Origin of the sequence: Spongiimicrobium sp. 3-5, from assembly GCF_046557915.1 — a bacterium.
GTDB lineage: Bacteria > Bacteroidota > Bacteroidia > Flavobacteriales > Flavobacteriaceae > JBHEBG01.
On the sequence record NZ_JBHEBG010000002.1, the window covers coordinates 59,806 to 71,696 of the forward strand.

The window sequence follows — 11,891 nt, forward strand, 5'->3', positions numbered from 1 at the left end:
CTGTCTAAAAGTAATAATTTTAGGGTAGTGGAGGGTAGGGAAACAGATTTAAAAACGGGCTGAGATGCTTTAGTCATCCTTAAGGAGTGTAACGGCAACCCCTTTTCGTAATGTATTATGGATTTCCGCAACCTTATCGGTCTCTTCTATCAATCGGTTCAGTTCTTCTTTGGGGGCATCACCTTCAACTTTTGCCGAATAGGTTAAATTATAACCCGGTTCGCCTTCCGCGGAGAATTCACCGCTGGCTTCTACCCGTACTGTTTCTAAAGTGATTCCTCTTTTTTTGGCTTCGCGATAAAGATCGTTACAAAAACAAGTGGCTACGGCCAAAAACAAAAACTCTCCGCCATTTATTGCAGAACCAAATCCGTCTGTACCACTACCTACTTGGAGTTCTTTTGTAACGCCTTTGGATATTACCTTTACGGAATGATTATCTTCTTTAGAATCTATAAACGCTGAAAATTTCATTTGGTTATAATAATTTTGATGTTCTACAATTGATTCGTTGTTGCGGGCTGATCTTACAAATCTAACCCCGTAAACATTATAAGATCTTTAGTACTGGGAAGGCGTTGCATCATCGTTTTATCGTTGGAACCCTATGGGAATTCTCCGGGCATAGGCTGCGAAGTTCCCAGAGTTGCCTTTGTAAATTCAAATGCTGTCATGGGTTGTCTTTCATCATTTCGGAAACAAACTGGTTCAAAAATTTTAAATCGTTCTTGGTCTTCAGGTATGCATCGATACGATTATCTCCCATATCCTGCAATTTATAATTGGGTAAGTCGTCTTTAAAACTAAGAAGCACAAAATTATCTACAATACGTTCTTTCCCTGCATGGGGGACATTAAACTTTTCTATAATGGATGTTTGGATACCAATATGCACTATTTCGTGCATTATTGTATTTGCCGGATTGTGGTATTGCTTAAATTCACCATTGGGTGTTGTATATATCAGTATAGATCCCTCATCAGGATTGTAAGTTCCTCCCGGACCATATAGGGTAAGGTTCACTTTATATACTTCAAATGTTTTAAAGCTCCAATCTAACGATAGATTATTCAGTTCCGAGATCATTGTATTGATTGTGGAAAGTTCATTCTTTATTTTATCGTACCCTTTTTTATAATGCGCTTTTTTGTAAACACTATCGCTGACAAATAGTTTTAAATCCTCATAGTCCTTTTCGGAAAGGTTATCCTCTTTGGCCTTATTTTTCAAAGATGTTATTAATTTTCCTTTGGGAAGGTTAACGGGATACTTGTTTTCCTCAAAGAAGTTGATATCCTGCAGGGTGCTCCAGATATAATCGGTCTCCGAAGCAGCGGTAGGCATATTCACTGCTATCCGGGATTGCGTAGTTCCTTCGCAGGAGATAAATAGAATTGCCAGAAATACGAAGTTTTTCATAGAAATAAGGGTCAATATGTATTTCCTCATCAAATTTAGCATTTTACCATTTCAAACTATTGTTGTAGCCGATAGCAGTTTTGTTTTAATAATATTTCTCAACTCCGCCAAAACCCTTTATTAGTTTATTTTCCTTTGTTTTTTTGATAAAGTTGTTCAATCGCTTATCAAATTCTTCCGGTCTTTTTCGGGCACCTTCTATATATGCAATTCTGATTCGTTTATAGGAATCCGACAAGTTTTGATAATTGGTTAAAAGAGTTTTGTCGGATTTTATGGTATCCATAATGTCTTTTGGAAAAATGAATTTCTCTTTGATAATTTTTTCAGCATCATCCCTAATGGATTCATGAATCAAACCATTGTCATAAAGCCACTTCAGGCGTTCTTTGTTTGGCTGGGAAAAGACTGATTTTTTTCTACGTTTACAAAAACGTTGTATAGTTATTTCCTCATTTAACGACTTAACAGTGCTATCTATCCAACCAAAACAAAGGGCTACTTCTACGGCATCGTTGTACAGAATTCTTTCCTTTCCCGTTTTTTTCAATGGATATGCCAACCAAACCTCGTCTGCGGTTTCAAAATTTGATAACAGCCATTTTCTCCATTCTTGTCTATTGGTAAAATATTTGATCCTTAATTGTTCCATTTGCCAATCACTACCAATACCTTAAACGAATAGCAGTATTTTGGCTACTCCTTGTTTTAAGGCACATAAATGTATTAAAAAAGCACAAGCTTTAGGAGCCTGTGCTTTCTTTACAACCTTTATACATTATGTTTTGTATTTATTTTGCCTTGGTCAAAGCCATTTTAAGGGCAAGTCCGGTTAATACGGAAGCCATAAACCACTTCTGTATTCTTAGCCAAATTGGTTTTTTTGAGAACCACGTGGCCATTTTAGCGGCAGAGATAACGATTAAAAGATTAATTGAAAAACTAATGAGTATTTGTACAAATCCGAGTTGGAAACTTTGACTTAAGATAGAACCATATTCTGGTTTTATAAACTGAGGAAAAAATGAAAGGTAAAATACGGCCATTTTTGGGTTAAGGACATTGGTAAGCAGTCCTATATTAAAAAGTTTAAGGGATTTATCCGGTTTTAGGTTTTGGTCCGCATCAAAAACCTTGTTTTTGGACTTAACTGTTGTGTAGGCCAAATACAAGAGGTAGGCTACACCTAGAAATTTAACAACTACAAATGCATAGGGAACAGCAAAGAAGATGGCGGTAAGCCCAAAAGAAACCATAAGAATATGGAATAGAAATCCGCACATAACTCCCAAAAGGGAAATAAACCCTGCTTTTTTTCCTTGCGATAGTGATCTTGAGATCAGATAAATCATATTGGGTCCTGGCGAAAGAACCATAATCAATGAAGCTAACCCAAATAATAGTAAATCGTTAATTGGTATCATATTGCTATTTGTTATATTTTTTTGACAACTGCATACTCGTTGTCCAAGATTTTATTGTGGAACGGTCCTACGTTAAAAATCTAAGGCTTTCGTTCAGCACAAATCACTATAAACCATTATCCCTGTTGTACGCCGGCTTTTTTTAAGTGAATACTCAGATAAAGGTCAATACATATCCAATTATTGCGCCGCCCAAAACTATAAATGCACTATTTAGTTTTTTGAAAACAAAGACGACGACTAAACTGGAAACAACTATTAAAATCGTTCGCCAATCGGTTAGTGTGTCTTTAGCCATTTCTATACAAACCGCAATTATCAATGCAACCGCCGCGACATTTACAACATCTAAAATTACTCCAATAATTTTTGATTTCCGCATTTTGGGTATTAAAGGATTTAATATCAGTACAAAAAGAAAAGAAGGAAGAAAAATCCCAACCGTGGCTGCTGTTGCCCCCATTATTCCGTTCATCTGCCAACCTATGAAAGTAGCGGTGGATAATACCGGCCCTGGGGTTATTTGCCCTACGGCGATCGAATCAATCAATGCCTGTCTCGTTAGCCATCCGCTTGCCACCAATTCTGTGTCTAGAAATGCAAACAAAACATAACCACTGCCATAAAGTATTGCCCCAACTTTTAAAAAACTAAGAAATATTTTGAATGTTCCAATTTTTAGAGGTTCGCTGACTTGAAAAAGTAAAAGAGGGATAAGACTGTTTAAGTTGTCCCTATTTTTTTTGAAAAAATAGATGGATAACCCGAGTGCGCCACAACCAAAAAGAGCAACTATTTCATTTACTCCAAGTAAACAAATTACTAAAGTTATTATTCCTAAAATTGCAAGCTCGGTGTTTTTTACGGCCTTTTTGCCAAGTCGGTAGGCAGCCATTACAATTATAGCTATAACTGCCGGCTTAATACCGTAAATAAAGGGTTCAACTTTTGGTAATTGTCCATACTCTTGATAAAGCCAAGCAAAAACAGAAGTGATTACAACCGCTGGTAAAATAAAACAAAAACCAGCGATGAGGAGACCTTTCCAACCGGCACGTTCGTGTCCACAGTGCATGGTCATTTCGGTGGAATTTGGACCCGGGATTAGGTTAGTTGCACCAATTAGGTCAAGAAAGTGTTCTTGTGTCATCCACTTTCTTTTGTTGACCACTTCGTCTTCCATCATTGCGATATGGGCTGCCGGACCACCAAAGGCAATACTTCCTAGTTTAAAGAATAATTTCGCAATTTCTTTTAGGTCATTTTTTTGAGACATTTTTGGTTCGGTTCAGATGTTGAATTATTTCACAATTTTCGGCTTGTGCTACATGGATAGGATATGATTTTGTCACACCGATGGCGTGATGAATTATGAGAACTGTTCTACACCGTGCTTAGATTATTTAGAATCTACTTCAGGTCTTTTTCCTAATTGCCACATTAAAATTCCTCCAGTAATAAACATCCAAATGGAATACGCTCCTATTGGAATACCCATTTCTACATTATTTAATATAGAAGTTGCAATTACAAACCCTAACGTACCGTTTTGTATACCACTTTCAACTGTGATTGAGATAGCGTTTTTTAAATTCAATTTAAACAATTTTGCGGTCAAATACCCTAACCCCATTGTTACTATGTTAAGTACCAATGTTACTAATCCTGCTGCTTTCATTCCATCTACCAGCTTATCCGCATTGGCAGCCAATACTGCTATAAATACTAGTATAAAAATGACCGTTGAGGCGGTACGCATTGGTTTTTCCATCCGATTTGCAAAATTGGTTTTGTGTTTACGGATGAACATTCCTATGGAAATAGGAATAACCGTGATTCCCATTATTTGTATAATAGTATCTATTATGGGTAATTTAATGGTAACATCTGTGTTGCTACCAAAATATTCTAATGCATAGGACAGAATAAAGGGTATTGTTAGGATACTTATAATACTGGCAATAGCAGTTAAGGTAACCGATAATGCAATGTTCCCTTTACAAACCTGTGTTATTAAATTACTGGTTGGGCCACCGGGACAAGTAGCTAAAATCATTAATCCAACTGCCATTACCGGATTTAGATTAAAAGCTATAGCTAGCGAAAAACCAATAATAGGCAAAAAGATAAGTTGATTGGTAAGACCAATTAAAATTGCTTTAGGATATTTTATAATTCTGGTAAAATCGTCTGGAATTAAAGTCATTCCCATACCTAGCATTATAATGGCAAGAGATAATGGTAAGAATACTTTACTTAAAAGTTCGGCTACATTCATAGGTTTGATTTCTTATTTAGATGCTTCATTAACGCATTAATCTCAACGTCCAAGTTATGAGTATTTGCGTGGTTTGTACTAAACAGTACAAGTATGCACAACTTCGGAAAATCTAATGAATTTTCCTAGTAGGCTAGTAGAAGCAATTACCAATAGCCATTATTGCGCAGGTTTTTATTCAATTGGTATGCAAAAGTCAACAATTGCTTTCCTTTCAGGATGTTCATTAAAATTATTGTGATAAATCTCAAAAGGGTTTCTGTCGGCCTTTTTATATCCGTTTTCATTCATCCAGATAAATAATCCGGTCCACGATTTTTCAAATTCGTTCAATCCAATTTTAAAACTACCTACAATAAATTTTCCTGCTTCTATTGAAGTCAGCCCAATTTCCCCAGTGGTTTCAACAGGTTTGTTTAGAAGCACAGAAGCACTCATTCTTACTTTGTTGGCTTCCGTAACTTTAAAACTGTCGTGGTAAATGGTTACCATTTTAGTTTTGTCGTTCATTAAGCCTTGAGGTATAGCCCATTTCATTAATTTCTGATAGGCCGTCCCAAGGTTTTGAGAACCAATACTTGATACATAAGCCAAATCTATTTTTGGCATTTCCTTAATTTCGATGTTTGCATTCATTTTTATCCATTTCTTTAGATTAGTAATGATGCAAATGTATTTTTCGTAATCAGGATATTCTTGTCCGTTCTTGCTTTTAAGTTGTCGGATCTTGCTATACTTGTTGGGATTTTGTTTTTTAAATTCTGTTGGGCTTATTCCGAAAAACTTTTTAAAAGCTTTTGAAAATGATGAGTTGTCACTAAATCCATATTTATGCGCTATTTCAGTCGTTGTAATGTTTTTATGCAATAAGTCCAAAGCAGATTTTTCTACTTTCCGTCTGTTCACATACACCTTCAAGGTTTCACCTGTTATAAACTTGAAAATTCTATGAAAATGGTAAGGTGAGAAAAAAGCAATTTCAGAAATCGTATTTAGAGAAAGGTCAACATCTAAATTTTCGTCAATAAATTGAAAAACTCGGTTAATTCGGCTTTTATAATCTTCTTGTACCTCTTTTTTGGCTATGGTCATTTTCTAATGTGGTGCAACGTTTGGTATAACGGTAGGTTTAATACCGTTTATATGTGCTTACCAATTGGCTTTAATTTTTAAGTAGGGGAATTAACATTTCTCTCAATTTTTGATATCCTGCCTTATTTGGATGTAAGCCATCAGAAAATAAGGACTCTTCAATTTTATTATTTTCCATTAAAAAAACCGAACCCAGGTCTGCGTATTTTAAAGAAGTCTTATTTGCCAGACTAGCAATTTGCAAATTTAGTGTTTCAATTCTTTGCTCATGATCCCTTCTCGGCAATAAACCCATCAGCACAATTTCTGCAGTAGGCTGCCGGAATTTGATCGCTTGTATCAATAGATTTAGACCTGCAATAATCTCTTGGTCTGTGTTGAGGTGCAAGTTATTGGTGCCTATCATTACCATAACTCTTTCGGCTTCAAATCCATCCAACTCACCATGATACACCCTCCAAAGGACATTTTCAATTCTATCCCAGCCATATGCGTAGTTTCGCACGCCCATGGGAGTAAGTAGCTCCTCCCAAGATGCTTCTTCTCGCGCTATTTTGGTTCGGGGTAGGCCTCCCCAAAAATGAACGATTGAATTAGCCAGTAAAACGGTCTTGGGAGGTGTGGTTTCATTAATCTTCAAGATTTCTCGATGACGTTTTTCCCAATCGTAATTTCCCGGTTCTCTGTACTGGATTCTAGGCTGAGTGGTGGAAGCGGTTCCCTTGGGTTCATTCAGAATGGAGCGGAGTTTAAGTGAATAACTGTCCGCATATCGCATCATACCCAGATCATTGGGATGTGTGCCATCTACCATATCGTCCAATTGCATTCCTATTTCCTCATAAGCTAAATAATGGAACATATCGATTCCTTCCTTTCTTAACTGGTTGTACGCGTCTTTCTGTATCCTATTTACCCGGGTAAAATGAGTCATACGTTCAGGACTGACCAATCCATCCGTGTATCCTGCATGTGCTGTCAACAATATCGGAATACCAGGGCGAGACTTTCTTAATTGACAAATGGAATTCAATATTCTATTTTTCAATTCTTCATCGTCGTAAACCTCTGGATTCCATAGATTGGGCATGCAATCAATAATGAAAATTTTCGCATCTATTTCTGATAGAAAATCTATCATTTCCTTTTCTAACCGGCCGTTTCCGGAAAATGCAAGATTAATCAACGGCCTATCCATTTTTCTGCTTAAAATATTGGTCCAAGCCATACCAGGGCGTGATGCGCATGCGCCATGCGCTATGGAGGTACCGTAAACCACAATCGGTTTTTCCTTTCTAATGGGAAGCGGCTCAAAGTAGGCGTTTTCGGAAACACCGATTTCCATCCATTCCAAACTATTGTAAAGTGGTAGATTTAATCGATATTCCCTACCTCTGTCATGATATCGGTCATTAGGGCGCAAACGATCGTAGCGGTAGACAATAGTATCTGAAAAGCTTCTCTTTCCTTGGCACCACATCCATTGGCCATCGCTATCAATAGCGTATAAGTCCATCCCGCTTACCCCAGTTGCTGGCATATGGTTCATCGCATGTCTGAGCCTCACACCATATCGTACTATGATTTCCTTGGCGTTAGAACGAAAGCGAACCTTTAATCCTGTAGTATGCTGCGAGAGATTCCACACGGGTTCTCGCACAAGGGTTTCAGCACGATCGGGTAAACGATTATATGGTTTACCATACTCGCCATGCCAGGCCTGTCCTTCAATAACTGGGAATTCACTATTGGCAGGATTAAACCATTTGATATCAGTTTTATCCTGGGCAAAAGAAGTTTGAACTACAAATATTACTAGCAATAAAATATTAAATGTCCTCATGGTTTTATTTCTGATGCTTTTTTAGGTGCTGCACTGAAAAATAGCTTTTGTTTACCAACCCTATTTTTATCAATTGTAAAGATCCTAGCAACTAATCATAAGCGGTTTTAGGTTTGGTTTTTCTTTAATTACAAAGAATTGGTGTTATACTGGTAAATCAATATTTTCATAATGGCTAACCGAACATTTTTCAATATACTTCTCCATTCCTTCGGGTATATGCGCTTCATTCCATTTGTCTCCTGCAAAATTTATTAAGTCATCCTCTTTTTCCCATCTTGATATCATTACAAATTGGTTAGAATTCCATTTGGTGGGTCTTGCAATTTCAAGAGAAATAAACCCTTCATAATTATTGACTATTGGAACCGAAATTTCCTTGAATTTAACTTCAAATTCATTATGAAGTTTTTTGGGAATGGTTGCTTTAAAAATTCGAATGATCATTTAGCTTGTTTTAGTTAAACCTTACGGTCTTGTGTATAAATGGTTGTGGGCATTTCTAACATAAACTGTTTTCCTTTTAGTAAATACAACCTCAATTAATTCTGCACTTTATTGGCGGTTGGTGCTTTTATTTTCTAATAATTGATCGGGTCATCTTCAACAATTGCGTAATGATAATTATCTTTCCATTCTCCCCGAATCGGAAGTATTTTTCTTCTTAAACCTTCTCTTGTCATTCCCGATTTTTCAAGAACTCTAATGGAACCCATGTTTTCAGTTGAAACACCGGCCTCTATTTTATGGAGCTTAAAATCGCCAAAACCGGTCTTTATTAAGGTTCTTGACACTTCGGTTGCATATCCATTTCCCCAATGCGAAGGCAATATTTTGTAATAAATTTCACCCAGTTTAAACTTGTTCAGGGATAAATTCATTCCTGCAATGCCAATAAATTCATCGGAGTTTTTAACTACAATTTTCCAAAAATATAGTTTTCTTTTCTCAGACTTTTGGTCATCGATCATAGGACGAATGGACTCTTTTGTTTCTTCCATATCTTTTGGAATACCAAGAGTATTGTATTCATCAACTTCCGAATACGAATGAAGTCTATGAATGTCCGCTAAGTCATCCCAGCCGACTTCTTGTAGTTTTAATCGTTCAGATTCTATGTCCATCTAAAATTTAATTGGCTCAAATTGAAATAATACACAACGGTTTAGCTATCGGAAGTAGGGTGACTCTATGAAAAACGGAGTTAACTGAGCTACTTCTAAACCAAATTTTGAATATTTTACTTTTTCACGTTCGTAATTAAAATTTTGAAGTTTGGCGGTGTTTCTACAACGTCATCAAACTTAGATTTCCTTGAGACACCCCATTGGCTATGATCATTGTTGGCAAACGTTTTTATTTTTACTCCTTTTGTTTTTTGGACTACTAAAAAGTCAGCACATTTAACCATTTTAGAAGATATATTGCTAAAGCTGTACCAGCGATACTCACAAATATTGAACTTTGCCAGAAATAAACTTTGTTTCCCCAAATATTTAACCACTTTTTGCCAAATGCTTTTTTAACGTAGCCCTTCATACTTTTGTAATAAAGAAAATTTATTATCAAAAAAATTACAACGGCTGCTATTATTATCCAAATTTTTTCCATTCCTTAATTTTTAATGTTCATGCTTTCTAATTGTTGCCGACATTGTTGTATAAGATTCGTTGCTTGGCCCACACAACTAATTTAATAAAAGGAAATCTAACCTTAGGTAAATCTGAAGGATTTTCCCAATCTCATTGCCCAGGCCCTTAACTATCTTATTTGCACCCTATTTGCTATAGCCGTTATTGTGGCACTGTTAGCTTACTGAAATTACAATTTTACCATGGTGCAGGCCATCCCCAAATCGTTGAATGGCCCAAGGTATTTTGTCAAAAGTATAAGGGCCATCTATTACGCAATTTAGCTTATTATCCTCATAAAGCTGATTGATATAATCCAAGTCCTTATTTGCTTTTAACATAACCATGTGCACGCGTTTCTTACTAAATAGCTTTAGTATTGGGCCCATATATACCATTTGCAACAGATTGCCAGATCTACCACCTATTGAAACGTATTTTCCTTCCGGCACAAGTACTTTTAAAAATTTCCAGAGCGATCGATTGGTCTTGCAATCAAGAATTAGGTCATATTGTTGATCACTCTTGGTAAAATCTTCTTTTTTATAGTCAATTACGTGGTCAAACCCCTGAGTTTTCATTGCTTCCAATTTTTTACCCGTGTCGACACCTGTTACATCTGCATTGTAAAGTTTTGCAATTTGAATACCAAATGAACCGACACCGCCACCACCGCCATTGATCAGGATCTTCTGTCGATCTTTAATCTGTCCCATATCTCGTAGACCTTGAAGGGCAAGCATGGCTGCATGTGGAATGCTGGTTGCCTCTTCAAAACTCATGCTATCGGGCTTTCGGGTAAGTGCTTTCTCGTCTATACAAAGAAACTCGGCAAAGCTGCCAAATCCAAATTCTGAAATATCACCGTAAACGGCATCTCCTGCTTTAAACTTTGTGGCATTACTTCCGATCTGCTCCACAATTCCTGCTACCTCCATTCCCGGTATCTTTAATTTTTTCTTGGGACTAAATAGCCCAAAGAGCAGACGATAGGCAAAAGGCTTTCCGGTGGTAAGGCACCAATCGTAATCATTGATTGTTGTTGCACAAACTTTAACCAGAACTTCCGTATTTTTGGGTTTAGGTTGCTCAGCTTCCTTAAGCCTTAGAACCGTGTTGGGCTCTCCGTAGTTTTTAATATTATATACTTTCATATTTACTAATGTGACACAGGGGTTGGGCAATGATTTCGTCAGGCCATCGCGTAATGAATTAGGGGTATTGTTATCTTCTGGAGGGATACATTCGAGCAAGCACATTCCGATTCCATATACAGAAGGTTCATTTCAATCAGTTGATGAAAGTTGGCTTGGGGAATCGTGCTCAATTCCGTTTCACCATTCATTTAAAGATAAATAAATTTCTGTGTTTCCAGAGGCATGAATTATAGATGTTGTTGCGTGTTGTTTTCTTATTTCTAATTGATACGGGGTTTTAACGATTTTAGTCCATTCATATTTCGTTCTAAAACTTTTTGAACATCCTCAGATTTGATATGTCCCAATATTCCCCAAGGACCCTCAAATCCTTCATCCCGTAAAATATTGATCATCTCATTTTCAAAATCTCCTTCTCCTATTGTGAGGATTTGTGGTCCCTCCTTTCTAATTCCATTAATATTTACGTATGACAAGTATGCCTTTATTTTTTTTACAATTTTTGGGAATTCATCCAGGTAGTGATGCGCATGATGAAAATTATAAATTATTTTCAAAGAATCTTCAGGCATTCGTTCAATGATTTCAACTTGATTATACGGATTGCCAAACCATCCATGATGATTATATAGGGCCAGGTTACAACCAATTTCGTCTGCCCTTAGTTTGACGAATTTGATGAAATCAATGGCCAACGAAATCGACTGTTCCTGATCTAGATTATTAAAATAGTTATTACTAAAACTAACCCAGATGGTTGGTTTGTTCTCAACGTCTTTTAAGATGGAGAGCATTCTTTCATTGGAAGGACTAAATTTGCCTACACTATCTCTCTCTGCATTGAGCCATAGGAATATTGAAACTATTTCAACATTGTGTTCTTTAGCTATTTTGAATTCAGCCTTCATTTCATTCAAATTCCCTAAATCCCAATTGTAACCGTATTTGGTAAACCCCATTGACTTTAGCATTCTAATACGCTCTATTGGCGACCTTTCCAATGAATCAAAGTTTACAATACACCAAGGTGAAACCTCGCCAAAATT

13 protein-coding genes are annotated in these 11,891 nt (G+C 36.6%); all 13 read right to left on the minus strand.

What is annotated here, in order from left to right; all coding sequences use genetic code 11:
* Positions 1-69 precede the first annotated feature (69 nt).
* The 13 genes from ACEQ81_RS08405 to ACEQ81_RS08465 all read right to left on the minus strand — a co-directional run bounded on the left by ACEQ81_RS08405 (position 70) and on the right by ACEQ81_RS08465 (position 11,846).
* Positions 70-474, minus strand: coding sequence for an OsmC family protein (locus ACEQ81_RS08405; protein WP_411030434.1), 405 nt, complete (start codon positions 472-474; stop codon positions 70-72).
* Positions 475-670: 196 nt separating this feature from the next.
* On the minus strand, positions 671-1,450 hold the full coding sequence (locus ACEQ81_RS08410) for a hypothetical protein (protein ID WP_411030435.1): 780 nt from the start codon (positions 1,448-1,450) through the stop codon (positions 671-673).
* Positions 1,451-1,505: 55 nt separating this feature from the next.
* A complete protein-coding gene (locus ACEQ81_RS08415) occupies positions 1,506-2,072 on the minus strand; it encodes a YdeI/OmpD-associated family protein (protein ID WP_411030436.1) in 567 nt (188 codons plus the stop codon).
* 139 nt (positions 2,073-2,211) lie between these two features.
* The gene (locus ACEQ81_RS08420) at positions 2,212-2,844 is read right to left on the minus strand and encodes a LysE family translocator (protein ID WP_411030437.1); all 633 of its coding nucleotides are present in this window, start codon (positions 2,842-2,844) and stop codon (positions 2,212-2,214) included.
* 154 nt (positions 2,845-2,998) lie between these two features.
* Positions 2,999-4,120: a chromate efflux transporter gene (chrA, locus tag ACEQ81_RS08425; RefSeq protein WP_411030438.1), complete on the minus strand. Its 1,122-nt coding sequence runs from the start codon at positions 4,118-4,120 to the stop codon at positions 2,999-3,001.
* Between the two features lie 123 nt (positions 4,121-4,243).
* Positions 4,244-5,122: a bile acid:sodium symporter family protein gene (locus ACEQ81_RS08430; protein ID WP_411030439.1), complete on the minus strand. Its 879-nt coding sequence runs from the start codon at positions 5,120-5,122 to the stop codon at positions 4,244-4,246.
* 174 nt (positions 5,123-5,296) lie between these two features.
* Positions 5,297-6,214 (minus strand): GyrI-like domain-containing protein, encoded by a 918-nt coding sequence (locus ACEQ81_RS08435; protein WP_411030440.1) that lies wholly within the window; start codon positions 6,212-6,214, stop codon positions 5,297-5,299.
* Positions 6,215-6,284: 70 nt separating this feature from the next.
* Positions 6,285-8,057 (minus strand): SGNH/GDSL hydrolase family protein, encoded by a 1,773-nt coding sequence (locus tag ACEQ81_RS08440; RefSeq protein WP_411030441.1) that lies wholly within the window; start codon positions 8,055-8,057, stop codon positions 6,285-6,287.
* Between the two features lie 144 nt (positions 8,058-8,201).
* Positions 8,202-8,504, minus strand: a complete 303-nt coding sequence (locus tag ACEQ81_RS08445; RefSeq protein ID WP_411030442.1) for an antibiotic biosynthesis monooxygenase family protein — start codon at positions 8,502-8,504, stop codon at positions 8,202-8,204.
* A gap of 134 nt (positions 8,505-8,638) precedes the next feature.
* On the minus strand, positions 8,639-9,181 hold the full coding sequence (locus ACEQ81_RS08450; protein WP_411030443.1) for a GNAT family N-acetyltransferase: 543 nt from the start codon (positions 9,179-9,181) through the stop codon (positions 8,639-8,641).
* 262 nt (positions 9,182-9,443) lie between these two features.
* Positions 9,444-9,668: a hypothetical protein gene (locus ACEQ81_RS08455; RefSeq protein ID WP_411030444.1), complete on the minus strand. Its 225-nt coding sequence runs from the start codon at positions 9,666-9,668 to the stop codon at positions 9,444-9,446.
* Positions 9,669-9,864: 196 nt separating this feature from the next.
* Positions 9,865-10,842 (minus strand): NAD(P)-dependent alcohol dehydrogenase, encoded by a 978-nt coding sequence (locus ACEQ81_RS08460; protein WP_411030445.1) that lies wholly within the window; start codon positions 10,840-10,842, stop codon positions 9,865-9,867.
* A 263-nt stretch (positions 10,843-11,105) separates the two neighbouring features.
* A complete protein-coding gene (locus tag ACEQ81_RS08465) occupies positions 11,106-11,846 on the minus strand; it encodes a sugar phosphate isomerase/epimerase family protein (RefSeq protein WP_411030446.1) in 741 nt (246 codons plus the stop codon).
* Positions 11,847-11,891 lie beyond the last annotated feature (45 nt).